Here is a 25,788-nt window from a genome sequence, read left to right on the forward strand (position 1 = left end):
GCCGCGCTAGACTGCAAAAATCACCCTTAGCGTTCTATCTGGAGAACGATCTTGGAAGATCTGAACACCCTCTACTACTTCACCCAGGTGGTGGAGCACCGTGGCTTTGCCGCCGCGGGACGGGCCCTGGACATGCCCAAGTCCAAGCTCAGCCGGCGGATTTCCCAGTTGGAGGAACGCCTTGGAGTGCGCCTGATCCATCGCACCAGCCGCCACTGTTCGCTGACCGAGATCGGCCAGGAGTACTACCAGCGCTGCCTGGCCATGCGGGTGGAAGCCGAGGGCGCGGCGGAAGTCATAGAACGCAACCGCTCCGAACCCCAGGGGCTGGTACGCGTGGCTTGCCCCACCGCCCTGCTCAATTCCTGGGTGGGGCCGATGCTTACCCGCTTCATGCTCAAGTACCCCCTGGTGGAACTGTTCATCGAGAGCACCAACCGCCGGGTCGACCTGATCCACGAGGGCTTCGACATCGCCCTGCGGGTGCGCTTCCCGCCCCTGGAAAACACCGACCTGGTGATGAAGGTGCTGGGCAACAGCACCCAGTGCCTGGTTGGCCACCCGGGTTTTCTCCAGCGCCTGTCGGTCCCGGCAACACCGGCCGACCTCAGCGGTTTGCCGAGCGTGCACTGGGGGGCGGCGCAACGTGAATATCAATGGCAATTGCTGGGCCCGGACGGCGCCGAGGCACTGATCCGCCACCGACCGCGGATGGTCACCGACGACCTGCTGGCGCTGCGCCATGCAGTGCTGGCGGGCATCGGCATCGCCCACCTGCCCAAGGTGGTGGTGCGTGAAGACCTGGAGGCCGGGCGACTGCTGGAACTGGTGCCCGACTGGGCGCCAAGGTGCGGCATCGTGCATGCGATCTTCCCCTCGCGCCGAGGGCTGCTGCCTTCGGTACGCAGCCTGATCGACTTTCTCGGGGAGGAATTCAGCCACAGCGACATGGCCTGAGGCTCAGAAGCAAGCGCCTGGAGCGGCCAGGCGGTGGCGGTTGGGCAGCCTCCCTGTGGGGTTCGTGCCTGGGTTGCACGATTCGCCGGCAAGCGGGTTCCTACAGGGGCAGGTGGATTCGTGAACGCGGGGCAATATTCCTTTGTGCCGGCGGCGGTTTTTCGCAGCGACGCAGGTACGGATACTGCCGGCCAATCCCACTGCAATGCCCGGAGTGACCCATGTCTGTACCCGCCTTTGGCCTCGGCACCTTCCGCCTTCAGGGCCAGGTGCTCATCGATTCCCTGAGCAGCGCCCTGGAACTGGGCTATCGCGCCATCGATACCGCGCAGATCTACGACAACGAAGCCGATGTCGGCGCCGCGGTGGCCGCCAGCGGCATTCCCCGCGACCAGCTGTTCATCACCAGCAAGATCTGGATCGCCAACCTGTCCCGGGAGCGCCTGATCCCCAGCCTCAAGGAAAGCCTGCACAAGCTGCGCACCGATTACCTGGACCTGACCCTGATCCACTGGCCCTCGCCAGACAACCAGGTGCCGGTGGCGGAGTTCATGCAGGCCCTGCTGGAAGCCAAGACCCAGGGCCTGACCCGGCAGATCGGCGTGTCCAACTTCAGCAATGCCTTGCTGCAGCAAGCCATTGATGCCGTCGGGGCCGAGCAGATCGCCAGCCACCAGGTGGAATTGCACCCCTACCTGCAGAACCGCAAGGTGGTGGAATTCGCCCGCAGCCAGGGCATTCACATCACCTCCTACATGACCCTGGCCTATGGCGAAGTGCTCAAGGACCCACTGATCCTGCAGATCGCCCAGGCACGCCAGGCCACCCCGGCCCAGGTGGTGCTGGCCTGGGCCATGCAGTCGGGCTATGCGGTGATCCCCTCCTCCACCCGCCGGGCCAACCTGCAAGGCAACCTCGCAGCCTGCGCCTTGACCCTGAGCAGCGCGGAGCTTGAGAGCATCGCCGGCCTGGAGCGCGGCCAACGCCTGACCAGCCCGGCAGGCATTGCCCCGCAGTGGGACTGAAGCGCGAACGGCGCTGACAAAAACGCCAAACGGCATCCCTGGGGATGCCGTTTGGCGTGGGGTGCGCAAACCTCGGTCAGTTCGGGCTGCCCCAATGGCCATGCAACTGCGCCAGCCGCTGCCGGGAAGGCCCGGCGGCATCGGGCAATGGCGGGTCCACCCACAGCATCAGGCGCTTGATCGCCGCGCTGTCCGGCCATTCGGCCGGGCTGACATGCACCTTGCACCACCGGCTGCCGGAAGTGGCTGCAAGATGCTGGCTGCCGTAGATCAGGGCTTGCTCGATATGCGGGTGGTCCAGGCAGAAAGCCAGCAGGTCGAAATCGCTGCGGACAGCCAGGTTGGCGTTGATGATCAGCAGGTCGAACGACTCGCAGGAATACTCCACCAGCGTCAGCAGTTCCTCCAGCCTGTGCACCGGGGCCACTCGGTAATAGTTCAGTTGATTCAGGGCTCTTTCGATCTGCATGCGACGAAAGTGCTGATCATCGGCAATCAATATGCGCAATGCTCTGTTGGACATTTTTCTGATCCTGCTGACAAGACTTCGGCACTGCGAATACCGGCCCTACTCCCGGGCCGCTGGAAGGCTAAGCCAGTGCGTGGAGGTTGGCTCTAGGAACAACCTGAAAGTCGCTGCCGAGGGCGCCCCGGCGGACGGCGCTCTACCCCAGCCGCCTGGCGCTCGCGGCTCGTCCTCCAGCCCCGCTGTGCAACCGTGCCCTACCATAACCACCGGCCACGGCTTTTAGCAGGGGCCAGCCCGCGGAAAAGTCTTGTTGTCCGGTAAGCCCCTTCCGAGAGAAACCGAGCCGTATCTCATGCCTCCCCTGGGCGGAGGCGAAAAATGCTCATTCGGTGGTGCTCGGGCTCCAGAACGCCTGCTGCACCCAGGGCGATGTGGACAGCCGGGCCACCAGCGCATCCAGTTCGTCACCGTCCACCGAGGTGGTCGCCAGGGTCGCCTCGATCTCCACATCCTCCGTACCGAAGGCGTGCACATCAACGTCGCTGGCGGGGTAGTTGCAGCGCGCCAGCTCCGCTTCCAGCAGGGCGAACACTGCCTTCTGCTTCGAGCGGTGGGCGATCACGTAGACGATATTGGTGACCTCGGCGGACACCACGTCCAGGGGCTGGCGGTTGATGTTGTTGACGATGGGCCGCAGCAGGGTATTGGCGGCCAGCACGAACAGGGTGCCCAGCAGTGCCTCGAGGATCAGGTCGGCACCGGCGCAGGCCCCCACCGCCGCCGAGGCCCAGAGGGTGGCGGCGGTATTCAGCCCACGGACATTACCCTCCTCGCGCATGATCACCCCGGCGCCGAGAAAGCCGATGCCGGAGACCACGTAGGCCACCACCCGCACCGCCCCTTCGGCGCCCCCCAGGCGGTTGGCCATGTCGACGAAGATCGCGGCCCCCACCGCCACCAGCACATTGGTGCGCAAACCCGCGGTGCGCTGGCGGTACTGGCGTTCGAAGCCGATCAGGCCCCCGAGGATAAAGGCGGCGCTGAGGCTGACCAGGGTATCGATCAGCGAGTCCAGGTTGATGTTGTGCAGGGCTTGCATGGCGACTGTCCTTGAGCGAAGGGCATGAATGGCACCAGAGGACTCTAGCAGCGGTCCATGAACGTCTCATGGCCTGCCGTGATGCACGGCTGACCGTAGGAGCTGGCTTGCCAGCGAAGAGGCCCGTGAGGACGCCTTCGCCCGCGGGGTAACTCTCGCTGGCAAGAAAGCCTTCGCCAGCAAGCTGGCTCCTACAGGGCAGCATTACTGCCAGCCGAAGCGCCGCACGTAGAAGCCCTTCACCGCCTGGGTCAGGGCCATGTAGGCCAGCAGGATCAGCGGCAGGAACACGAAGTACAGCGACGGCAGCGCCTGCAGCTTGAAGTAGTGCGCCAGCGGGCCCATCGGCAGGAAGATCCCCACCGCCATGATGACGCCGGTCATCACCATCAACGGCATGGCCGCGCGGCTCTGCAAAAACGGAATCTTCGGCGTGCGGATCATGTGCACGATCAGGGTCTGGGTCAGCAGCCCCACCACGAACCAGCCGGACTGGAACAGCGTCTGGTGGTCCGGGGTATTGGCGTCGAACACGTACCACATCAGGGCAAAGGTGGTGATGTCGAAGATCGAGCTGATAGGCCCGAAGAACAGCATGAACCGCCCCACATCCGCCGGCTGCCAGCGCTGGGGTTTTTTCAGCATTTCCTCATCGACGTTATCGAAGGGAATGGCGATCTGGGAAATGTCGTACAGCAGGTTCTGCACCAGCAGGTGCATCGGCAGCATCGGCAGGAACGGAATGAAGGCACTGGCCACCAGCACCGAGAACACGTTGCCGAAGTTCGAGCTGGCGGTCATCTTGATGTACTTGAGCATGTTGGCGAACGTCCGGCGCCCTTCCAGCACGCCCTCCTCCAGCACCATCAGGCTCTTTTCCAGGAGGATGATGTCCGCCGCTTCCTTGGCGATGTCCACCGCGCTGTCCACGGAAATACCGATGTCGGCGGTGCGCAGCGCCGGGGCGTCGTTGATGCCGTCGCCCATGAAGCCCACCACGTGGCCGTTGGCCTTGAGCAGGCGGACAATGCGCTCCTTGTGGGTCGGGGTCAGCTTGGCGAACACGTTGGTGGTTTCCACCGCCTGGGCCAGTTGCTCGTCGCTCATGCGCTCGATGTCGTTGCCCATCAGCAGGCCCTGCTGCTCCAGGCCCACTTCGCGGCAGATCTTCGCCGTCACCAGTTCGTTGTCACCGGTCAGCACTTTCACCGCCACGCCATGTTCGGCCAGGGCCTTGAGGGCCGGCGCAGTGCTTTCCTTGGGCGGGTCGAGGAATGCCACGTAGCCGATCAGGGTCAGCTCGCACTCGTCCGCCAGGCTGTAGGTATCGCGCCCGTCGATCATCGGCCGCGCGGCCACCGCCACCACCCGCAGCCCCTCTTCGTTGAGGTCGGCGGTCACCTGGCGGATCCGCGCCAGCAGGCTCTCGGTCAGGGCTTCCTCGGCTTCGCCGTGGCGTACATTGCGGCACACCGCCAGCACTTCCTCCACCGCCCCCTTGCAGATCAGCAGGTGCGGCCGGTCCTGTTCCGCCACCACTACCGACATGCGCCGGCGGGTGAAATCGAAGGGGATTTCATCGACCTTCTGGAATGCCGTGCCGACCTTGAGCTCGCGGTGCACTTCGACGTGCTCCAGTACCGCCACGTCCAGCAGGTTCTTCAGCCCGGTCTGGTAGTAGCTGTTGAGGTAGGCCATTTCCAGCACGTCGTCGGAATCCTCGCCCCAGACGTCCACGTGCCGCGCCAGGAAGATCTTGTCCTGGGTCAGGGTGCCGGTCTTGTCGGTGCACAGCACGTCCATGGCGCCGAAGTTCTGGATCGCGTCCAGGCGCTTGACGATGACCTTCTTGCGCGACAGGAACACCGCGCCCTTGGCCAGGGTCGAGGTGACGATCATCGGCAGCATTTCCGGGGTCAGGCCGACGGCGATCGACAGGGCGAACAGCAGCGCCTCCATCCAGTCGCCCTTGGTGAAGCCGTTGATGAACAGCACCAGGGGCGCCATGACGAACATGAAGCGGATCAGCAGCCAGCTGACCTTGTTGACCCCGCTCTGGAACGAGGTGGGCGCGCGGTCGGTGGCGCTGACACGCTGGGCCAGGGCGCCGAAATAAGTGCTGTTGCCGGTGGTCAGGATCACCGCCGTGGCGGAACCGGAGACCACGTTGGTGCCCATGAACAGGATGTTGTCCAGATCCAGGGGGTTGCTGGTGTCGGCGTCCTGCTGGCGGGGGAATTTCTCCACCGGCATGGATTCGCCGGTCATGGCCGCCTGGCTGACGAACAAGTCCTTGGCGCTGAGCACCCGGCAGTCGGCGGGAATCATGTCGCCGGCCGAGAGCACGATCAGGTCGCCGGGCACCAGTTGCTTGATCGGCAACTCGATGCGCTGAGCGCCCTTGACCTCGGCGGCGGCCCCCAGCAGGCGGCCGAGCATCGGCGCGGCCTGGGGCGCCGACCCTGGGCGCATGACCGTGGCGGTGTTGCTGACCATGGCCTTGAGGGCATCGGCGGCCTTGTTCGACTTGGCCTCCTGCCAGAAGCGCAGCAGGGTCGAGAGCACCACCATGGAGAAGATCACCGTGGCCGCCTTCATGTCTTCGGTCAGCCAGGAAATCACCGCCAGCAGGGTCAGCAGCAGGTTGAAGGGGTTCTTGTAGCAGTGCCACAGGTGGGTCCACCAGGGCAGCGCCTGCTCGTGCTCGACCTCGTTGAGGCCGTGACGCTCACGCAGGGCATCGGCCTCCTCGGTGCTGAGGCCGTCGGTGTGGCTGCCGAGCTGGTCCAGCAGTTGCGCGGCATCGCTGTTGGCCGCCGCCACCAGGGTTTGCGCCAGGGTCGGCGGCACGTCGCGACTGACGCTGGCATCGCTGAAACTTTCCAGCAGTGCCAGGCGGCGGAAGTGCCGGGCGAAATGCCGGGTCCGCAGGAAGCCGGCAAAGAACTCTTTCAACAGGGTGAGCTTCATGGTGATGACTCCTGCAGCAACGGCGTAGGGAAAACCGCAGGCAGGTACGATCGGGCGTTGCCGGAGGGTAATCCTCCATGCATGCCTGATCCGCAGGTCCTGGACCTGCGCGTCGATGCCACCACGACACGGCAGCCGGCCGGGTCGAAGGGGAAATAGAAGTCGCCAGGAAGTGGCGTCGGGAAGCGAACCATAGAAGTTCGCGATCGGGATGCCGCATCTCGCTGGACGGCGAGACAGCGGCAGGAAAAAGGCTGCGCGCTATCTTGCCGGGACTGCGCCGGTTACTGAAACCGGCCGACTCCTGTCACTCGAACAAGTACCCACACTGGGCCTCCACTGATTGAAAACGCGCGCAGCTTACGCCGCACTATTTGCAGAGTAAACCGGAGGGAAACCCTGGCAGAGGGAATCGAAAAGTTCTTCAGCCAAGGTTCAGGAATGCCTTCGCCGGCAAGCCGGCTCCTACAAAAAACACCCGGGATAGCCCCGAATGGCAGGAGCCGGCTTGCCGGCGAAGAGGTCCGCAAGAACGGAGGTGGCGCCGATCAGCTGGCGGTGGCCAGCAGCATGTCACGCACCGAACGGCTGTGACCGCGGCTCTTGCCGTGTTCGTAGAGCGAATCGGCAATCTCCTGGGCACGGATCGGCAGCACCGACAGCAAGGTGTCGCTCAGGCCATGGCTCGCCTGGCTGAAGCCCTGCATGTAGACGCCGGCCTTGCAGCGCTCGTCGGTCACCAGGCGGTAATTGCGGTCCACCTCGAAGTCACCCAGGTAGGCCTGCAGCGGCGCCAGCAGTTGACGATGCATCTGCCGCTCGTAGCCGGTGGCCAGCACCACCGCATCGTAGTGACGTACTTCGCGCTCGCCGCTGGCACTGTTGCGCAGGATCAGCTCGATGCCCAGGTCGGTAGCGGTGGCCTTCTCCACCGTGGTCATGGTGCGGAAGGTGTGGCGCGCGATGCCGGAAACCTTCTGCCGGTAGAAAATCCCGTAGATGCGCTCGATCAGGTCGATGTCCACCACCGAATAGTTGGTGTTCTGGTACTCGCTGACCAGGCGCTCGCGCTCACTGCCGGTCTGCTGGAACACCAGGTCGGTGAAGGCCGGGGAGAACACTTCGTTGACGAACGGGCTGTCATCCGCCGGCTTGAGTGCCGAACCGCGCATGATGATGTCGGCCTGCACCGAAGGGAAACTGTCGTTGAGGTCGATGAAGGCTTCTGCCGCGCTCTGCCCGCCGCCGATGATGGCGATGTTCATCGGTTTGCCACTGACACAGGGCTGGCTGGCCATGCGTTCCAGGTACTGGGAATGGTGGAACACCCGCGCATCGCCCTTGAGCCCCTTGAAGGTTTCCGGAACCCGCGCCGTGCCGCCGGCACTGACCACCACCGAACGGGTGGTGCGCACCAGTTCGCTGCCCTGGGCATCCCGGGAAATCACCCGCAACGCCTCGACCTGCTGGTTGTGCAGCACTGGCTCGATGGCCAGCACTTCTTCGCCGTAGCGGCTGTGTTCCTGGAAATGCCCGGCCACCCAGCGCAGGTAGTCGTTGAACTCCATGCGGCATGGATAGAAGGTGCCCAGGTTGATGAAGTCCACCAGGCGCCCGTGGTGCTTGAGGTAGTTGACGAAGGAATAGGGGCTGGTGGGGTTGCGCAGGGTCACCAGGTCCTTGAGGAAGGAAATCTGCAGTTCGCTCTGGGTTACCAGGGTGTTGCCGTGCCAGCGATAGTCAGCCTGCTTGTCGAGGAACAACGCGTCCAGCGGACCGTGCTCCTGCCCGCGCTCCTCCAGCGCAATGGCCAGCGCCAGGTTCGAGGGGCCGAAACCGATACCGATCAAATCGTGAACGTGGGCCGATGCAATTGCCTGTGTCATTTCCAGTGTCCTCTGGATAAACCGCCTCAACGCGGGGGATAAAGTGTCACGGTGACCCGACTGGCCCATGCAGGACAGCAGATCGTCTGTTGAGTAGGGACGAGGACAATGAAAAAAAATTTAACTAAATACGTCTCAACGGCAACGCGTTATTGAGCATCCCACTGGCGCAGGCGCGACCGGCAATGCTTCATGGCATTGACGATGTGTTTCTCCACCAGGCTGCGGGAAATCCCCAGCTGTTCGGCGATCTGCGGGTGGGACAGGCCTTCGAGCTTGCGCAGCAGGAAGCTCTCGCGACACAGCCGGGGCAGCTCGGCCAGGGCCCGTTGCAGCATTTCCAGGCGCTGGCCGTGATCCAGGCTGGTCTGCGGCGAAGGGTTGAAGTAACGCTCTTCGTTGTCCAGCACCTCCAGGGGCTCGGACTGGCGCAAGGCATTGCGCCGATGGCCGTCGATCACCAGGTTCAGGGCCGTGCGATAGAGAAACGCCCGCGGCTGCTCGATGGGGGTATCGCTGGAGCGCTCCAGGACCCGCACATAAGCGTCATGCACCACATCCTCGGCCACCTGGCGATTGCCCAGTTTGGCGTTGAGGAAGCACATCAGCTCGCGATAGTAGTTTTCCAACAGGGCTCCCGAGCGCCCACTGGGGCGGTTCTGTCCTTGAGCAAGTCCGGCCATGGCCGATTGCACCCGGTAATTCGTGATGGCTGTTTAGTAGCGGCGTAATTTATAGTAATTCTCATATAGATTTAAAGTAGCGCAGCACCGCGGTGGGTTTATTTTCAGTGTTCCGACAGCTGTAACGCCATGTGTCGGCAGTTAAATTCCCCCCCCGGCATCTCGTTTACCTGACAGCTCCCCGTCTCTGCCGTTCCTGCGGCAGCCCCAAGCCTGGCTGCCCCTTGTGCAGCTGGCCGTTGTGACGGGCCGATATCCCCTGGCCGGAACCCTGCATGAAACGTCCTCGCCCTACCCGACGCGCCCTGCTTGCCGCACTGTGTGTGATCCCCCTTGTTGCCATCGCTGCCTGGAAGTTCATCCCGGCAGGCCGTGACCAGTTCACCACCGTGCAAGTGAGCCGCGGCGATATAGAAAGCAGCGTCACCGCCCTGGGCACCTTGCAGCCACGACGCTACGTGGATGTGGGCGCCCAGGCGTCCGGGCAGATCCGCAAGATCCACGTCGAATCCGGTGATCAGGTCAAGGAAGGCCAGTTGCTGGTGGAGATCGACCCCTCCACCCAACAGGCAAAACTCGACGCCAGCCGTTTCTCCATCGAGAACCTACAGGCCCAGTTGCAGGAGCAGTACGCCCAGAACCAGCTGGCCCGGCAGAAGTACCAGCGCCAGCAGAACCTCAAGGCCGGCGGCGCCACCCGCGAGGAAGACGTACAGACCGCCCAGGCCGAACTCAAGGCCACCCAGGCGCGGATCGACATGTACAAGGCGCAGATCCGCCAGGCCCAGGCCAGCCTGCGCAGCGACCAGGCCGAACTGGGCTACACGCGCATCTATGCGCCCATGTCCGGCACCGTGGTCGCGGTGGACGCCCGCGAAGGCCAGACCCTCAACGCCCAGCAGCAGACCCCGCTGATCCTGCGCATCGCCAAGCTCTCGCCCATGACCGTCTGGGCCGAAGTCTCGGAAGCCGATATCGGCCACGTCAAACCCGGCATGCACGCCTACTTCACCACCCTGAGCGGCGGCAACCGACGCTGGACCAGCACTGTGCGGCAGATCCTGCCGATCCCGCCCAAGCCCCTCAACGAATCCAGCCAGGGCAGCGGCAGCCCCAACAGCACCAGCAAGAGCGGCAGCGGCCGGGTGGTGCTCTACACCGTGCTGCTGGACGTGGACAACGCCGACAACGCCCTGATGGCGGAAATGACCACCCAGGTGTTCTTCGTCGCCAATCAGGCAAAAAATGTGCTCACTGCCCCCATCGCCGCCCTGCACGGCAGTACCGAGCCGGACCTGCAGATGGCTCGGGTAGTGGCCAAGAACGGCTCGATCGACGAACGCAAGGTCCGGGTCGGCATCAGCGACCGCCTGCGCATCCAGATCCTCGACGGCTTGAACGAAGGTGATCATCTGCTGATCGGCCCGGCCAACAGCAGCGGGGGTTGAATGCAGACGCCTCTGATCGACCTCAGGAACATCCGCAAATCCTACGGCGGCGGCGACAGCCCGCAGGTCGATGTCCTGCGGGGCATCGACCTGTCGATCCACGCCGGCGAGTTCGTCGCCATCGTCGGCGCCTCGGGCTCCGGCAAGTCGACGCTGATGAACATCCTCGGTTGCCTGGACCGCCCGACCTCGGGCGAGTACCTGTTCGCCGGGGAGAACGTGGCTCACCTGGACAGCGACGAACTGGCCTGGCTACGCCGCGAAGCCTTTGGCTTCGTGTTCCAGGGCTACCACCTGATCCCCTCGGCCTCGGCCCAGGAAAACGTCGAGATGCCGGCCATCTACGCCGGCACCCCGACCGCCGAACGTCACGCCCGCGCCGCCGCCCTGCTGGCGCGCCTGGGCCTGGCCAGCCGCAGCGGCAACCGCCCGCATCAATTGTCCGGTGGCCAGCAGCAACGGGTATCCATCGCCCGCGCCCTGATGAACGGCGGCCACATCATCCTCGCCGACGAACCCACCGGCGCCCTGGACAGCCACAGCGGCGCCGAAGTCATGGCCCTGCTGGACGAACTGGCCAGCCAGGGCCACGTGGTGATCCTCATCACCCACGACCGCGAAGTGGCGGCCCGGGCCAAGCGCATCATCGAGATCCGCGACGGCGAGATCATCAGCGACACCGCCACCAGCGATCCCTCGGTACAACTGAGCGCCAACGCCGGCGCCCTGCAAGCCGTGGACCTGCGCCAGCGCCTGGCCGACGGCAGCGAGCCCACCGGTGCCTGGAAAGGCGAACTGCTGGAAGCCATACAGGCCGCCTGGCGGGTGATGTGGATCAACCGCTTCCGCACCGCCCTGACCCTGCTGGGGATCATCATCGGCGTGGCCTCGGTGGTGGTGATGCTGGCGGTGGGCGAAGGCAGCAAGCGCCAGGTGATGGCGCAGATGGGGGCGTTTGGCTCGAACATCATTTACCTGAGCGGCTACTCGCCCAACCCGCGCACCCCGGAAGGCATCGTCACCCTGGATGACGTCGCCGCCCTGGCCAACCTGCCCCAGGTGAAACGGATCATGGCGGTCAACGGCGCCAAGGCCGGGGTGCGTTTCGGCAACGCCGACTACGTGAGTTTTGTCGGCGGCAACGACACCAACTTCCCGGAGATCTTCAACTGGCCCGTGGCCCAGGGCAGCTACTTCAGCGAGGCCGACGAACGCTCGGCGGCGGCAGTGGCGGTGATTGGCCACAAGGTCCGGGAAAAGCTCCTCAAGGACGTGGCCAACCCCATCGGCCAGTACATCCTCATCGAAAACGTGCCGTTCCAGGTGGTCGGCGTACTCTCGGAAAAAGGCGCCAGCTCCGGCGACAGCGACAGTGACGACCGCATCGCCGTGCCCTACTCCGCCGCCAGCATCCGCCTGTTCGGCGACCACAACCCGCAGTACGTGGCGATCGCCGCCGCCGATGCCAGCCGGGTCAAGCAGACCGAACAGGAGATCGATGAACTGATGCTGCGCATGCACGGTGGCAAGCGCGACTTCGAACTGACCAACAACGCCGCGATGATCCAGGCCGAGGCCCGGACCCAGAACACCCTGTCGCTGATGCTCGGCGCCATCGCCGCGATCTCGCTGCTGGTGGGCGGCATCGGGGTGATGAACATCATGCTCATGACCGTGCGCGAACGCACCCGGGAAATCGGTATCCGCATGGCCACCGGTGCCCGCCAGCGCGACATCCTGCGCCAGTTCCTCACTGAAGCAGTGATGCTTTCGGTGGTCGGCGGCCTGGCCGGCATCGGCGTGGCCCTGATCATCGGTGGCATCCTGATTCTCAGCGAGGTGGCGGTGGCCTTCTCCCTGGCCGCAGTGCTCGGCGCCTTCGCCTGCGCCCTGGTCACCGGCGTCATCTTCGGCTTCATGCCGGCCCGCAAAGCTGCCCGGCTCGACCCGGTCACGGCCCTTACCAGTGAATGATCGATCTATGAAAGTGCACCTGACCCTCCTGGCCGCCAGTATTTTGCTGGCGGCCTGCAGCAGCCCGGCGCCGCGCCCGGAAAGCGGCCTGCAAGCACCGGCGTCCTGGCACTCTCCCGCCAGCCAGGGCGACCGGCAGCAAGACCTGCGCTGGTGGACCCGTTTCGGCAGCCCGGAGCTGGACCAACTGATCGCCGAAGCCCGGGCCGGCAGCCATGACCTGGCCGCCGCCATGGCCCGGGTCCGCCAGGCCCAGGCCAGTGCCATCGTCGCCGGGGCACCGCTGCTGCCCAGCGTCAATGGCACCTTCAACGCCAGCCGCAGAAAACAGTTGCGGGGCAACGACTCCAGCCAGCTCGATTCCAGCAGCAACAGCAAGGTCACGAACTCGTTCGACGCGGGCCTGAGCGCCACCTATGAAGTCGACTTCTGGGGTGGTCGCCGCGCCGCCTACGACAGCGCCCTGCTCGGAGTCCAGGCCAGCGAATTCGACCAGGCCACCGTTGAGCTGACCCTGCTCAGCGGCGTGGCCAACAGCTATGCCCAGGTCCTGTCGTTGCGGGAACAGAGCCGTATCGCCGAACTCAACCTGGCCAATGCGCAGAACGTGTTGCAACTGGTGCAGACCCGCTATGACTCCGGCTCGGCCACCGCCCTGGAACTGGCCCAGCAGAAAAGCCTGGTGGCCGCCCAGCAACGCCAGGTGCCCCTGGTGCAACAGCAGGCCGAAGAGGCGCAGATCACCCTCGCCACCCTGCTGGGCCGGCCGGTACAGAGCCTGAAACTGAACGACCAGCCCTTTGCCCAATTGAACTGGCCGACCATCGATGCCGGGGTGCCCAGCGAACTGCTGACCCGCCGTCCCGATATCGCCGGTGCCGAGGCCCGGCTGGCGGCGGCCCAGGCCGATGTCAAAGTGGCGCGGGCGGCCATGCTGCCGACCCTGACCCTGACCGCCAACCTGGGTTCGAACGCCGACAAGCTGGGCAATGTCTTGCGCAATCCCTTCTACAACCTCACCTCCGGGCTGGTGGCGCCGATCTTCAACAACGGGCGCCTGAGCGCCGAACGGGACAGGGCCACAGCGCGCCAGCAAGAGCTGCTGGAGACTTATCGCGGGGCGATCATCAATGGTTTTGCCGATGTGGAAAAAGCCCTCAACAGCATTCGCGGACTGGACCAGCAGCGCCAGTGGCAGAGCGAAGAGCTGAACCAGGCGCAGCGCGCCTTCGAGATCGCCCAGAGCCGCTATCAGGCCGGCGCCGAAGACATGCTGACCGTCCTGGAAACCCAGCGCACCCTGTACACCGCCCAGGACCAGAACGTGCAACTGCGGCTGTCGCGCCTGCAGTCGAGCATTGCCCTGTACAAGGCCCTGGGGGGCGGCTGGAGCCACTGACACGGCGGGAGTGCCCGGCCCGGTCACTCCCGCGCCCGGCGCAGCGGTCGAGCGTGAAATCGCTTAGAATCCCCTCCCGCCCCACCGCCAACAGAACCCCATGTCCCTCGAAAATGCGCCGCACGACCCACTGGCAGACCTGCTGGCCCTGCTGCGCAAGGTCTACCCCGACGGGCTCGACAACCGCGACTACAAGCGCCTTCTGGTGCTGCTGTACCCGCACTTGTGCGACCGCAATCTGGCGCAGTTGATGGCGCAGCTCACCCACAGGGACGCGGACCTCATTCTCAACGACCTCTACGCCGCCGTGACCGGCCAGCCGCCGCCCGCCGCAGAGCTGGAAGCGTTGCAGGCGCTACTGGAGCGGCACGGCGCCCGGGCCATCCTGACGGACGACTGACTGCGCAAGGAGCAAACAATGAACGTCGAGGACTTCAAGCAACTGCTGGACGAGCGCAAGCGCAGCCATCCGATCTGGTTCGAACTGCCGTCGGACCGCCTTGCCAGCCAAACCCAGATCCTGGAGGCGCAGCAGGCCTTGGGGCTGCAACTGCCAGCCGAATACGCCTGGTTCCTAAAGGAGTGCGGCGGCGGCTACTTTGCCCTGGGCACGCTCTACTCACTGGACAGCAGCAGTGATTTCCACCTGGTGCAGATCAACCGGGCGCACCAGGCCATCACCGGCCGTCACCTGCTGTTTTCAGAGAACGGTTGCGGTGACTTCTACGGGTTCAGGATCGAGAACCGGCACTGCCTGGCACCGGTCGAGTTTTTCGACCACAGTTGCGGGCAATGGCAAACCAGCCGATACAACGGGCTCTTGAGCTTCCTCGCCGAAGTGGCCCTGAGCAACTGAATCCCCCGCCTCAGAGCTTCAAGTGCTGGGCATACCAAGGCCGCCGCGGTGCCCGCTTGAGCAGGTCCGGCACCTCTTCGTCGCGGCTCAGGGCGATGCGCAAGGCCAGCTTCATGACCTCCTGATCCATCTCCAGGGACATTTCTCCCGGGGCATTGCCCAGGGGGCCGCAGCCATGGGTCGAGGCCCCCAGCCACGGGTCGTCGATCTCGACCCAACGCCCGGGGGCGAACCAGGGCACGCCATTGACCTCACGGCGCAACACTTCGCCGGGGTGGTAGCGCTCGTGGGCCCGGAACCAGTCGTCGATCCGGTCATCGATCCAGCCATGGAATTTCCAGAACATGGGGTGCACGTGGGACGAGAAGGGATCGCCGAGAAAGTCATTCTGCGGCTGGTACCAGCGCCCGGCGAAGTCCGAGGACAGGCGCGCTTCCATCACCGGCATGCCGTTGGAAGGATCGCGGGCGACATCCGCCCAGCGCATGTGCAGCCAGTCGTGCAGGCCCAGCTCGACCTCGGACCCGAACTGGCCCAGGGTCAGGCGGCTGAGGTACTCGGGGTCCTGGTACTGCGACTCCCAGACCTGGAAATTGCCATAGAACGCCGCATCGCTTTTCAGCCCGTGCAGCCATTGGGTGAACTCTTCATCGTCGTCGGCCACCCAGGCCGGCGGCACCGAGCAGCCGTCACGGTTTTCGTAATAGCGGATAAAGGCCTGCCGGTCCTGCTCAAGGCGGGCACAGGGCAGCGGCAACTGCTGCCAGGACACCAGGTCCGGCTGCAACGAGCGGGCGTGCAGGAGCATGTGCCGGTGCATGAACAGAAAATCGATGCCCGAGGCATTGCGGTGCTTGCGCCGCCCACGGGCGTCACGTTCATGCTTGACCGGGCCCGGCTGCCAGCCGAGCCCCCGCAGGCTGTTGCGCTTGTCCTTGGGCAGGGTGTGCCAACGGTCCCGCGAAGCGTGCCAGAGCTGATGGAACAGGCGGTGCTGCGGCGAGACCAGCCACGCCAGCAAGGCGGGGCTCAGCCCGCTCTGGTCCCGGGCGGCAGGAAAGACTCGCTTGCGCGCCACAAAACGCGCCGCGGATACCGGCGCCAGTGGCGACGCCTGCAGCGACTGCAGGCTGCCACTGAGGGTGCCGCTGCCGGCATTGCCCCAACTGGCCCAGACCTCATCGAGCACCACCTGGCATTCATGGCTGGGGGCACCGGCGATGCGGCCACCGGCAAACAAGCGCCAGCGCAACCTGGCGGCGTCCACCGACGCCAGGTCGCCCTGCACCATGAACTCCACCGGGCCGTCGCCTCGCAGGCTCTGCGCACGCCCCAGGAGGCCACGCAAGCCGCGCCCGGTGGGGCCGGCATCCAGTAACAACTCACAACCTTTACGAGGCAGGGATTGCGGTCCGTTGGCGTCGAGAAACTCGATATCCCAGATGCCCCGCAGGTGATCGGCAAGGCGCACGCCAGGGTCCAGGGCCACCTCCAGCTTGGCTTCCCCGGGGGTGATCTCCTGCTCTTCCTTGCGGCGAACATCCTGACGCAGCAACTCCTTCTGGGTGTAGTACGCCACAGGGATAGCCGCTCCCGTCACCGCCAGACCGGTCAAAAATCCTCTTCTCGAAAACCTCATCGCTCTACCTTTATCCAGTGGCGCGTCACGCATCTAGCTAGAACGTTGGATTTGCAGGGAAATTTACCGGCCAGCGATTGCCGCGACGCTAAATTTGCTCTCGGCCAGCTCGTTTATCGCGGATAGATGTGCACAAAAGGTCGGACCCGGCAGCACTGAACCCCAGGGCCCGACCCCGTCATCAGCCCGCCTGCGACTGGGATAGCAATGATCAAAATATCTGGTAAGAAAACCCTCTATCTGAGCCTGCTGATACTTATCATCGCCGCCCTCGGCGTCGGTGCCGGCGCGGCCTGGCACTACTACTGGAAAGACCGGGTGTCCTACCCCAACGAGATCGTCAAGCACGCCAACGACCTGCAAGAACGCATCATCTCCTTCGACAGCCACATCACCGTGCCCCTGGATTTCGGCACCGAAGGCAGCGAAGCGGACAAGGACACCTCTCGCCAGTTCGATCTGGTCAAGGCCGGTCGCGGCCGCATGTCCGGCGCCGCCCTGAGCATCCTGGCCTGGCCGGAGATGTGGAACGGCCCCAACGCGCCGCACCGCCCCACCGCTGGCTTCGTCGAGGAAGCCCGCCACCAGCGCGAGACCCGTTACCGGATCATCCAGGGCATGGTGCGTGACTTCCCCAACCAGGCCGCCATCGCCTACACCCCCGCCGACCTGCGCCGCATTGCCTCCGAAGGCAAGGTGGCGGTGGTGATCAGCCTGCTCAATGCCTACGCCATGGGCGACGACCTGGACCAGCTGGACCAGTGGGCCGCACGGGGCATGCGCCTGTTCGGCTTCAGCTATGTGGGTAACAACGACTGGGCCGACTCGTCGCGCCCGCTGCCCTTCTTCAATGACACCCGGGACGCCCTCGGCGGCCTCTCGCCCGTCGGCAAGCAGGCGGTGCAGCGGCTCAATGACCTGGGGGTGGTGATCGACGTCTCGCAGATGTCGAGCAAGGCCCTGGACGACGTTGCGAGCCTGACCCGGGCACCGGTGGTGGCTTCCCACTCCGCCCCCAGGGCGCTGGTGGATATCCCGCGCAACCTCAGCGACCAGGAAATGCAACAGATCAAGGCCACCGGCGGGGTGATCCAGGTCGTGGGCTTCTCCACCTACCTGCGCCCCCTCAGCCAGCCGACCCTGGACAAGCTCAATGCCTTGCGCAAGCGCTTCGACCTCGGGCCACTGCAAGGCCTGGAGAACGCACTGATGCCCGGCGACGCCGTGATCACCATCTGGCCGGAACAGCGCTTTGGCGAATACGCCAGCTCCCTGTACGGCATCCTCGATGAGGAACCCAAGGCCAGCCTCAAGGACTATGTCGACGCCATCGATTACACGGTGAAGAAAGTCGGCATCGACCACGTCGGCATCAGCTCGGACTTCAACGAGGGCGGTGGCGTCAATGGCTGGATGAGCGTGGCGGACAACCGCAACGTCACCGCCGAGCTGATCCAGCGTGGCTACAGCGATATCGAGATCGCCAAGCTCTGGGGCGAGAACTATCTGCGCGTCTGGGAACAGGTGCAGAAACTGGCCAAGCCTGCAAAACCCGCCCCTCAACCCGCCATCGCCGGCTAACCCATGACCACGAGCCTTCCTGTGACCAACCGTCGGACATTCCTCAAACAAGCAGGCCTGTTGGCCGCCGCCCTGCCCCTGGGCAACCTCGCCATCAGCCAGGCCCGGGCCGACAGTGCCACCGCCAGTGCTTCGCAGTGGACCCAATTGCGCCAGTTGTTCGACCTCGACCCGGACTACGTGCACCTGGCCAATTTCCTCATCACCTCGCACCCGAGGCCGGTGCGCGAGGCCATCGAAAAATACCGCGCAGTGCTCGACCGCAACCCGGCCATGGCCATGGACTACGACACCCAGTACACCTGGAAGCGCGAGGCCCAGGTGCGCGAAAGTGTCGGCCGCTACCTGCAGATCAAGCCCGGCCAGGTGGCCCTGACCGGCAGCACCACCGAAGGCCTGGCCCTGATGTATGGCGGCATCCACGTGCGCCCCGGACAGGAGATCCTGACCACGGTTCACGAGCACTACTCGACCCGCAACGCGCTGAAGTACCGCACCCAGCGCGACGGCACCCAGGTGCGCACCATCGAACTGTTCAAGTCGCCCCACCGGATGTCCACCGACGAAGTGCTGGGCAACATCGACCGCAACATCCGCGCCAACACCCGCGTACTGGGCATGACCTGGGTGCAGTCGGGCAGCGGCGTGAAACTGCCGATCGGCGAGATCGGCAAGCTGGTGGACCAGCACAACCGCAATCGCGATGAGCACGAGCGGATTCTCTACTGCGTCGATGGTGTGCACGGGCTGGGGGTGGAGGACATCACCTTTGCCGACCTGAACTGCGACTTCTTCGTCGCCGGCACCCACAAATGGATGTTCGGCCCGCGGGGCACCGGGATCTTCTGCTCGCGCTCGGAACAGCTCGAACACCTGACGCCGATGGTGGCGACCTTCTCCGAAAACCAGAACTTCGCCACCACCATGACCCCCGGTGGCTACCACAGCTTCGAGCACCGCTGGGCCGTGGACCAGGCTTTCGACCTGCACATGCAGCTGGGCAAGGCCAACATCCAGTCGCGCATCCATGAACTCAACAGCTACCTCAAGCAGCGCCTGCAGGAGCACCCGGGCATCGAACTGGTCACGCCCCTGAGCCCGGAGCACTCCGCCGGCTTCACCTTCTTCCGCGGCCAGAACCTGGACACCGACGCCACCGCCGCCTGGCTGATCGAGAACCGCATCCTGGTGGACGCGGTGGACCGCGATGCCGGGCCGGTGGTGCGCATGGCCCCCGGCCTGCTCAACAGCGAGGCGGATATCGACCGGACCATGGACCTGCTGGGCAAGCGCCTGCGCAGCAGCAAGACCGCCTGAGCCGTTGCCACGCCCCCTGAACTCACATTGCACAAGGCTATTGACTGATGAAACCCATCGCCTGTTCCTCCCTGGCCGCCCTGGCCGGTTGCCTGATCAGCCTCAACGCACACGCGGTAGAACCGCCCAGGCCCGGCAGCGTGTTCAAGGACTGCAAGAACTGCCCGGAAATGGTGGTCCTGCCGGCCGGCAGCTTTGTCATGGGCACCCCGGAAGACGAAGTGGGCCGCGAGCCCGATGAAGGCCCGCAGCACACCGTGACCTTCAAGAACGCCTTCGCCATGAGCCGCTTCCATGTCACTGCCGCCGAGCTTGATGCCTACATCCGCGAAACCGGTACCGTGATCAAGGACGGCGACGACCGCCCCGGCCGCCTGTGCCAGGCCAGCAAGCCACGCTATGAACAGGGGCCGCGCCAGCCGGCGGTCTGCGTCGACTACGCCGACGTGCAGGCCTATACCCAGTGGCTGTCGAAGAAAACCGGCAAGCACTACCGGATGGTCAGCGAGGCGGAACGCGAATACGCCGCACGCGCCGGCAGCACCGGTTCCTTTCCCTTCCCTTTCGACGAGGAAGGCCAGTACCAGATCACCAAGCACGCCAACACCTACGGCCCCAAGGACGGCTTCAGTTTCACCGCCCCGGTGGGCAGCTATCCGCCCAATGCCTTCGGCATGTATGACATGCACGGCAACGTCTATGAATGGGTCGCCGACTGCTGGCACCCCGACTACGTGGGCGCACCTGCCGATGGCCGGGCCTGGATGGAAGAGTCGGAAGGGGTGTGCCTGGATGCCCAGATTCGCGGCAACGACTGGGGCGAGGCACCGGTATTCTCGCGTTCGGGCAACCGCAACAGCCGCAAGCGCGAAGTGCGCGGGGACTGGCTGAGCTTCCGGGTCGTGCGTGAGCTGGAACAGCCCGGCGCCAGCCACAAGTAGACACCCCGATGAACAGCGGCCCGGGGCAACAACCGCACCGGGCCACTGGCAGTATCAGGCGACGTCCCGGGCCTTGCCGGCCTGAGCCTGGCGAAGGTTCTCCAGCATCAGCCACAGGCCCTGGCGCAAGGCCGGGAACAGGCTGTTGTTGAAGTTGTTCCAACGCAGTTCGAGGATGGTGTCCTCGGGGCCGATTTCGGTGTTGAGCACGTCATGCAGCACCTCGCCGGAGTCGATACCGTTGTCCACGTAGTGGAACGACGCCCCGGTCAGGTATAGCGGCGCGGTCGGCTCGGTTTCCTTCGTCGCCCAATCCACTACTTTCTGCCCACGGGCGCCGTACAGGGCATTCCAGGTGGCATAGGCCCCGCGACGCTCATAGGGCGATTCGATGCGGGTGATGCCCGGGTGGATGTTCATGATCCGCCGGGCGAAAGGCGCTCCCGGGCGCACCAGTTCATCGAGGATCACCAGCAGGCCGTCGAGCACCACGATATCGGCTTTGAGCTCCACCAGGGTGTCGTGCAGGCGGCGTTCGAAATCCTGCTTGCCGGCGATGTGTTCGGCACTGCCGCGGGGATGGCGGCGATAGGTGGACGGCACGCTCAGCAGCAAGTCGTTGACCCGCTTGCCCTGCACTTCCAGGTCCGCCGGGTACAGCCACTGGCGGCCCGGCTGGTAGGCAAAGCCGTAGTCGCTGACCAACTGCTGGTCCCGTGGCGACTGCTCGTCATCGTCGTAGACCACGCCCACCAGTTCGTAGGCCTCGCCCAGGGGCGTCTGGTTCAGCGTCTGGACCAGAAACTCCAGCACCGATTTCATGTAGCGCTCGTGGTCCTTGTAAGCCACCGCCTGCCCGGCCTTGTCGGCGGCGGCATTTCGCAGGGACCAGATGTAGGCAAGCTTTATCTTCTTCATGGGTTCGCAATCTAGGAAGGAATCGGGAGCTGCAAAACCGCCGGCAACAGAACGCGACCACAGCGTTCAGCCAAGGGTTGTCACAGCGTGCTCCCTTGATTAACGAACGGCCAGGCGACGGATTTACGTGGCGAAGTCGAGGTTTTACCGCCCCAGCCCCCCGGCTCCCATGGCCACGACTGCAGCCTTTGCCCCTCTAAATCGCCACGGTGGTACTTCGTTTAGTCATTCAAGAGGTAATGGGTCCGACAGGCCCCTTACGCCTGCCGCCCTGCCCCGCCCTTTTTGCGCAGCAGCTTGCCCCAGCGCGGCCCATAGACCACAGATCGAAACAGGAATACCTAATGACCAATCCGGCACGCGGCGCCACCCGCGAACTCCTGGGCCTGCTACGGCCTTTCTGGTTCATCGTGACCGTCTCCATCCTGCTGGGGGGGCTCGCGGGGCTGAGTGTCACCAGCTTGCTGGCGACCATCAACAGCGCACTCAACACCGACGAGGGCATGAGCCGAGGGGTCGCCCTGCTGTTTGCCGGCCTTTGCCTGCTGGCCATCTTCAGCTCGATCTTTTCCGATATCGGCAGCCACTATGTCGGGCAGCAGATCATCGCCAAACTGCGCAAGGAGTTGGGGGGCAAAGTACTCTCGGCGCCCATCGAGCAATTGGAACGCTTTCGCAGCCACCGACTGATCCCGGTGCTGACCCACGATGTCGACACCATCAGCGACTTCGCGTTCACCTTTGCCTCCCTGGCCATTTCGCTGTCGATCACCATCGGTTGCCTGGTCTACCTGGCCACCTTGTCAGTGCCGATCTTTCTCATGGTGCTGGTGGCCGTGGTGATCGGCGTGCCGGTTCAGTACTGGGCCAGCGCCAAGGGCATCAAGGGTTTCGACGACGCCCGGGAAGAAGAGGATGTGCTGCAAAAGCACTACAGTGCGATTGCCGACGGCGCCAAGGAGCTGCGCATTCACCGACCACGCCGCCAGCGCATGCTGACCGATAAGATCCAGGCCACCGCGGACCGGATCTGCGCCCTGCAGATCAAGTCGGTGAACACCTTCATCATTGCCAGGAGCTTCGGCTCCATGCTGTTCTTCGTGGTCATCGGCCTGGCCATCGCCCTGCAGGCTATCTGGCCCAGTGCCGACAAAGCGGCGATGAGCGGCTTCGTGCTGGTGCTGCTGTACATGAAGGGGCCACTGGAACACCTGCTGGGCACCCTGCCAACCGTCAACCGCGCACGCATCGCCTTCCACCGGATCATGCAGTTGTCCGAGCAGTTCTCCTCCCCTGAACCCCATCTGCTGAGCCATGATGCCGAGGTGCGCAAGCAAGCAGTGCAGAGCATCGAGCTGTGCAACGTGCGCTACGACTATCCGACCGTGAGCGGAGGCAATCCCTTCAGCCTGGGGCCGGTGAACCTGAAGATCGAGCAAGGCGACATCGTCTTTATCGTCGGCGAGAACGGCTGTGGCAAGACCACCCTGATCAAGTTGCTGCTGGGCCTCTACAGCCCGCAATCCGGCGAGGTCCGACTCAATGGCCAGGCGGTCCAGGCCCGGGACCTGGATGACTACCGGCAGTCGTTCACCACGGTGTTCTCCGATTACCACCTGTTCGACGACCTGATCCAGGCCAATCCGACCCTGCCGGTGGACGTCAGCCAATACCTGGAGCGTCTGGAGATCGCCCACAAGGTCAGCATCCACGAAGGCAACTTCAGTACCACCGACCTGTCCACCGGCCAGCGCAAACGCCTGGCCCTGGTCAATGCCTGGCTGGAAGAACGCCCGGTACTGGTGTTCGACGAATGGGCTGCCGACCAGGACCCGACCTTCCGGCGGATTTTCTACACCGAGCTACTGCCGGATCTCAAGCGTCTGGGCAAAACCATCATCGTCATCAGCCACGACGATCGCTACTTCGATATCGCCGACCAACTGGTGCGCATGGAGGCCGGGCAAGTCATGACACATCTGCAACCGGCGTGATTGTTTCCGGTTTATGGCAACTGGTGCGTCATACAGATAGAACTGAGAATTACTAGCATTAACAATCATTACATCTGCCGGATCTATAAGAGCATATGAGCATGCCCGCACAACACCGACTGACCCCTCTGACCAAAGCACTGCTTTGCCAGGCGTTCTCGCCCAAGATAGCTTCCCGCACCCTGGGCCTGGCCCTGACGGTGCCCTTGATGGCCCAGGTCCAGGCGCAGGAGATCCATTTCAACATCGCCGCCCAGTCCATGGCCTCGGCCCTGCAGGAGTTCGGGCGCCAGGCCAACATGCAGGTGTTGTATAGCCCTGACGATGTGCAAGGAAAACGCAGCAACGCGCTCACCGGCAGCTATGCGCCGGAGCGGGCCATCGCGGCCATGCTCAATGGCACGGGGGTGGCCTACACCCTCAAGGACAACTCGCTGACCATCCTCAATCGCACCAGCAGTGGCACACTGGAACTGGGGACCAGCACCATCAGTGGCCAGAACCTGGGCAGCACCACCGAGGACACCGGCTCCTACACCACCGGCCCCATGCAGACCGCCAGCAAGCTGGCCCTGACCGCTCGGGAAACCCCGCAATCGGTCACGGTCATCACCCGCCAGCGCATGGATGACCAGAACATGCGGACCCTGGAGGATGTGCTCAAGAGCACCCCCGGCATCGCCATCACCAAGGACGGCCCGCAGCGCTCGACGTTCTACTCCCGCGGGTTCGCCGTGGAAAACCTGATGACCGATGGCTTGCCCAACGACCTCTCCCACTACCTCAGCCGGGACATGAACTCCGCCCCGGACATGGCGATCTTCGACCGGGTGGAAGTGGTGCGCGGCGCCACCGGGATGATGCAGGGCTCGGGCAACCCGGCGGCGGCGGTCAACATGATCCGCAAGCGCCCCACCGCCACCCCACGCGTCACCATCACCGGCAGCGCCGGCAGCTGGGACAACTACCGTACCGAATTCGACGCCTCCAACGCCCTGAACGACAGCGGCACCCTGCGTGGCCGGGTGGTTACCGCCTATGAGAACAAGGACAGCTTCCAGGACCATGTCAGCTCCGAGCGCTCGGTGTTCTACGCCATCACCGAAGCCGACCTGAATGAAGACACCACCTTCACCTTCGGAGCCTCCAACCAGAACGCCAACAACAACAGTGCCTGGGGCGGCTTGCCCGTTGCCCGCGATGGCAGCGACCTGCACCTCAAGCGCTCCAGCTACCTGGGCAGCGACTGGGAATACTGGGACCAGGACAACACCACCGCCTTCACCCGCCTGGAATACCGCTTCGCCAACAGCTGGAAAATGCTCCTGTCCGCCAGCAAGAGCTGGTCTGACGTTAAGATGCATGGCTCGCTCCCGGAGCGCACCATGGACAGTGACTACCTTGAGTTTGGCCAGTACATCGGTCGGTACGAGTACGAAGACCAGCAAAACAGCTACGACGGTTATGTCACCGGTCCCTTCTCGCTGTTCGGCCGCACCCATGAACTGGTGGTGGGCGCCAGCCGCCGCGACTTGTCGTTCAAGGGCAAGGGCAACGCTGAGAGTTACGCGACCAACACCAACATTTACCGCCCCAGCAGCATCCCCAAGCCGGACATGAGCGCCACCCCCTGGACCCAACGCCGCACCAGCCAGCAGGAAGGCACCTACATCACCACTCGGCTGAACATCACCGATGACCTGAAATTCATCCTCGGTGGGCGCCTGGACTGGTACGACTTCGATGTGACGACGGCCTGGAACGGCAAGCCCAACTCCTCCAGCCTGCCGAACAAGGTCACCCGCCACTTGACCCGTTACGCCGGTGCCATCTATGACCTGGACCAGAATCACTCGGTGTATGTCAGCTACACCGACATCTTCCGTCCACAGACCGAGCTCGATACCCAGAACAACGCACTCAAACCCATCGAGGGCAAAAACTACGAACTGGGTATCAAGGGCGAGTACTTCGACGGCAGCCTGAATGCCAGCGCGGCGATCTTCCGCATCGATCAGGAAAATCGCGCCAAGGAAGTCACCAACCGCAACCTCTGCACCCCGGCAGGCACCACCTGCTACGAAGCGGCCGGCGCGGTTCGCAGCGAAGGTATCGAACTGGAGATCAACGGTTCCCTGGCGCCAGGCTGGGAGCTGGGGGCCGGCTACACCTACTCCGCCGCCAAGTACACCAAGGACGCCAACGAGGACAATGTCGGCCGCCTGTTCAGCACCAACATTCCCCGTCATATCTTCAAGGCCTTCACCAGCTACCAACTGCCTGGCGACCTCAATCGCTGGACCATCGGTGGCGGCCTGTATCGACAGAACACCGTCTACAACAAGGGCTCCAACGACGCTGACGCGCCGCCGCCCTACAGCTACCGCATCGAACAGAAGTCCTACACCCTGGTGGACCTGATGGCCACCTACAAGGCCACCGAGAACGTCGATGTGCGCCTGAACCTGAACAACATTTTCGACAAGCGCTACTACCGGGACATCAGTTCCAATCCTGACTTCGGCAACAGCCTGTACGGCGACCCGCGCAACGCCATGGTCACGGTCCGCTGGTCCCTCTGATCCCCTGCCCCACGCCTGGGGGACGTCGCCAAAGGCGACATCCCCCTCAA

19 protein-coding genes are annotated in these 25,788 nt (G+C 64.1%); 12 read left to right on the forward strand and 7 right to left on the reverse strand.

All coding sequences use genetic code 11. The annotated features are described in order from the left end of the window. The first annotated feature begins 48 nt into the window (after window positions 1-48). On the forward strand, window positions 49-957 hold the full coding sequence (locus AC1RMG_RS21575; protein WP_444434524.1) for a LysR substrate-binding domain-containing protein: 909 nt from the start codon (window positions 49-51) through the stop codon (window positions 955-957). Between the two features lie 221 nt (window positions 958-1,178). After that, window positions 1,179-1,982, forward strand: a complete 804-nt coding sequence (gene dkgB, locus AC1RMG_RS21580; RefSeq protein ID WP_072444609.1) for a 2,5-didehydrogluconate reductase DkgB — start codon at window positions 1,179-1,181, stop codon at window positions 1,980-1,982. A 76-nt stretch (window positions 1,983-2,058) separates the two neighbouring features. On the opposite strand, the gene AC1RMG_RS21585 is transcribed toward dkgB, so the two are convergent. The 5 genes from AC1RMG_RS21585 to AC1RMG_RS21605 form a co-directional block, all read right to left on the reverse strand. After that, complete coding sequence (locus AC1RMG_RS21585) at window positions 2,059-2,505, reverse strand: ANTAR domain-containing protein (protein WP_072452503.1); 447 nt, start codon at window positions 2,503-2,505, stop codon at window positions 2,059-2,061. A gap of 328 nt (window positions 2,506-2,833) precedes the next feature. Beyond that, the gene (locus AC1RMG_RS21590; protein ID WP_015636409.1) at window positions 2,834-3,550 is read right to left on the reverse strand and encodes an MgtC/SapB family protein; all 717 of its coding nucleotides are present in this window, start codon (window positions 3,548-3,550) and stop codon (window positions 2,834-2,836) included. Between the two features lie 204 nt (window positions 3,551-3,754). Further along, window positions 3,755-6,520, reverse strand: a complete 2,766-nt coding sequence (gene mgtA / locus AC1RMG_RS21595; RefSeq protein ID WP_011062359.1) for a magnesium-translocating P-type ATPase — start codon at window positions 6,518-6,520, stop codon at window positions 3,755-3,757. Between the two features lie 548 nt (window positions 6,521-7,068). Beyond that, window positions 7,069-8,406 carry a lysine N(6)-hydroxylase/L-ornithine N(5)-oxygenase family protein gene (locus AC1RMG_RS21600; RefSeq protein WP_011062360.1) on the reverse strand — a complete coding sequence of 446 codons (1,338 nt, stop codon included), beginning with the start codon at window positions 8,404-8,406 and terminating at the stop codon, window positions 7,069-7,071. 149 nt (window positions 8,407-8,555) lie between these two features. Beyond that, entirely contained in the window at window positions 8,556-9,038 is a 483-nt protein-coding gene (locus AC1RMG_RS21605) for a sigma-70 family RNA polymerase sigma factor (protein ID WP_026020154.1), read from the reverse strand. Window positions 9,039-9,364: 326 nt separating this feature from the next. On the opposite strand from AC1RMG_RS21605, the gene AC1RMG_RS21610 reads away from it, so the two are divergent. From AC1RMG_RS21610 to AC1RMG_RS21630, 5 genes are all read left to right on the forward strand, one after another. Further along, on the forward strand, window positions 9,365-10,537 hold the full coding sequence (locus AC1RMG_RS21610) for an efflux RND transporter periplasmic adaptor subunit (RefSeq protein WP_493170205.1): 1,173 nt from the start codon (window positions 9,365-9,367) through the stop codon (window positions 10,535-10,537). Beyond that, window positions 10,538-12,511 carry a MacB family efflux pump subunit gene (locus AC1RMG_RS21615; RefSeq protein ID WP_493170207.1) on the forward strand — a complete coding sequence of 658 codons (1,974 nt, stop codon included), beginning with the start codon at window positions 10,538-10,540 and terminating at the stop codon, window positions 12,509-12,511. It abuts the gene before it with no gap. 7 nt (window positions 12,512-12,518) lie between these two features. Continuing rightward, on the forward strand, window positions 12,519-13,910 hold the full coding sequence (locus AC1RMG_RS21620) for an efflux transporter outer membrane subunit (protein WP_493170209.1): 1,392 nt from the start codon (window positions 12,519-12,521) through the stop codon (window positions 13,908-13,910). A 100-nt stretch (window positions 13,911-14,010) separates the two neighbouring features. After that, window positions 14,011-14,310 (forward strand): DUF3349 domain-containing protein, encoded by a 300-nt coding sequence (locus AC1RMG_RS21625; protein ID WP_015636415.1) that lies wholly within the window; start codon window positions 14,011-14,013, stop codon window positions 14,308-14,310. Window positions 14,311-14,328: 18 nt separating this feature from the next. Next, window positions 14,329-14,766, forward strand: a complete 438-nt coding sequence (locus AC1RMG_RS21630; RefSeq protein WP_053159572.1) for an SMI1/KNR4 family protein — start codon at window positions 14,329-14,331, stop codon at window positions 14,764-14,766. A gap of 10 nt (window positions 14,767-14,776) precedes the next feature. Here AC1RMG_RS21630 and pvdP read toward each other — a convergent pair whose 3' ends face one another. Further along, window positions 14,777-16,405: a pyoverdine maturation tyrosinase PvdP gene (gene pvdP, locus AC1RMG_RS21635; protein ID WP_210458322.1), complete on the reverse strand. Its 1,629-nt coding sequence runs from the start codon at window positions 16,403-16,405 to the stop codon at window positions 14,777-14,779. 207 nt (window positions 16,406-16,612) lie between these two features. On the opposite strand from pvdP, the gene pvdM reads away from it, so the two are divergent. From pvdM to pvdO, 3 genes are read left to right on the forward strand one after another with little or no spacing between them, the layout of a single operon-like run. Then, the gene (gene pvdM, locus AC1RMG_RS21640; protein WP_077934544.1) at window positions 16,613-17,986 is read left to right on the forward strand and encodes a pyoverdine-tailoring dipeptidase-like protein PvdM; all 1,374 of its coding nucleotides are present in this window, start codon (window positions 16,613-16,615) and stop codon (window positions 17,984-17,986) included. Between the two features lie 21 nt (window positions 17,987-18,007). After that, on the forward strand, window positions 18,008-19,303 hold the full coding sequence (gene pvdN, locus AC1RMG_RS21645; protein ID WP_011062369.1) for a pyoverdine-tailoring periplasmic protein PvdN: 1,296 nt from the start codon (window positions 18,008-18,010) through the stop codon (window positions 19,301-19,303). Window positions 19,304-19,350: 47 nt separating this feature from the next. Beyond that, window positions 19,351-20,244 (forward strand): dihydropyoverdine dehydrogenase, encoded by an 894-nt coding sequence (gene pvdO / locus AC1RMG_RS21650; RefSeq protein ID WP_493170212.1) that lies wholly within the window; start codon window positions 19,351-19,353, stop codon window positions 20,242-20,244. Window positions 20,245-20,298: 54 nt separating this feature from the next. Here pvdO and AC1RMG_RS21655 read toward each other — a convergent pair whose 3' ends face one another. Next, window positions 20,299-21,162, reverse strand: coding sequence for a formyltransferase family protein (locus AC1RMG_RS21655; protein WP_493170214.1), 864 nt, complete (start codon window positions 21,160-21,162; stop codon window positions 20,299-20,301). A gap of 344 nt (window positions 21,163-21,506) precedes the next feature. Here AC1RMG_RS21655 and AC1RMG_RS21660 point away from each other — a divergent pair, with 344 nt between their 5' ends. Both AC1RMG_RS21660 and AC1RMG_RS21665 read left to right on the forward strand, forming a co-directional pair. Beyond that, window positions 21,507-23,156, forward strand: a complete 1,650-nt coding sequence (locus tag AC1RMG_RS21660; protein ID WP_125063808.1) for a cyclic peptide export ABC transporter — start codon at window positions 21,507-21,509, stop codon at window positions 23,154-23,156. 95 nt (window positions 23,157-23,251) lie between these two features. Further along, on the forward strand, window positions 23,252-25,738 hold the full coding sequence (locus AC1RMG_RS21665) for a TonB-dependent siderophore receptor (RefSeq protein WP_125063809.1): 2,487 nt from the start codon (window positions 23,252-23,254) through the stop codon (window positions 25,736-25,738). The last annotated feature ends 50 nt before the right edge of the window (window positions 25,739-25,788 follow it).

It is taken from the genome of Pseudomonas sp. GW822-FHT04H02 (assembly GCF_058800645.1).

Excerpts from the sequence above, each read along its gene's own strand:
- dkgB (WP_072444609.1), top strand. The coding sequence starts at position 1,179 with ATGTCTGTACCCGCCTTTGGCCTCGGCACCTTCCGCCTTCAGGGCCAG.
- AC1RMG_RS21585 (WP_072452503.1), bottom strand. The coding sequence starts at position 2,505 with ATGTCCAACAGAGCATTGCGCATATTGATTGCCGATGATCAGCACTTT.
- AC1RMG_RS21590 (WP_015636409.1), bottom strand. The coding sequence starts at position 3,550 with ATGCAAGCCCTGCACAACATCAACCTGGACTCGCTGATCGATACCCTG.
- mgtA (WP_011062359.1), bottom strand. The coding sequence starts at position 6,520 with ATGAAGCTCACCCTGTTGAAAGAGTTCTTTGCCGGCTTCCTGCGGACC.
- AC1RMG_RS21600 (WP_011062360.1), bottom strand. The coding sequence starts at position 8,406 with ATGACACAGGCAATTGCATCGGCCCACGTTCACGATTTGATCGGTATC.
- AC1RMG_RS21610 (WP_493170205.1), top strand. The coding sequence starts at position 9,365 with ATGAAACGTCCTCGCCCTACCCGACGCGCCCTGCTTGCCGCACTGTGT.
- AC1RMG_RS21615 (WP_493170207.1), top strand. The coding sequence starts at position 10,538 with ATGCAGACGCCTCTGATCGACCTCAGGAACATCCGCAAATCCTACGGC.
- AC1RMG_RS21620 (WP_493170209.1), top strand. The coding sequence starts at position 12,519 with ATGAAAGTGCACCTGACCCTCCTGGCCGCCAGTATTTTGCTGGCGGCC.
- AC1RMG_RS21625 (WP_015636415.1), top strand. The coding sequence starts at position 14,011 with ATGTCCCTCGAAAATGCGCCGCACGACCCACTGGCAGACCTGCTGGCC.
- AC1RMG_RS21630 (WP_053159572.1), top strand. The coding sequence starts at position 14,329 with ATGAACGTCGAGGACTTCAAGCAACTGCTGGACGAGCGCAAGCGCAGC.
- pvdP (WP_210458322.1), bottom strand. The coding sequence starts at position 16,405 with ATGAGGTTTTCGAGAAGAGGATTTTTGACCGGTCTGGCGGTGACGGGA.
- pvdM (WP_077934544.1), top strand. The coding sequence starts at position 16,613 with ATGATCAAAATATCTGGTAAGAAAACCCTCTATCTGAGCCTGCTGATA.
- pvdO (WP_493170212.1), top strand. The coding sequence starts at position 19,351 with ATGAAACCCATCGCCTGTTCCTCCCTGGCCGCCCTGGCCGGTTGCCTG.
- AC1RMG_RS21655 (WP_493170214.1), bottom strand. The coding sequence starts at position 21,162 with ATGAAGAAGATAAAGCTTGCCTACATCTGGTCCCTGCGAAATGCCGCC.
- AC1RMG_RS21660 (WP_125063808.1), top strand. The coding sequence starts at position 21,507 with ATGACCAATCCGGCACGCGGCGCCACCCGCGAACTCCTGGGCCTGCTA.
- AC1RMG_RS21665 (WP_125063809.1), top strand. The coding sequence starts at position 23,252 with ATGAGCATGCCCGCACAACACCGACTGACCCCTCTGACCAAAGCACTG.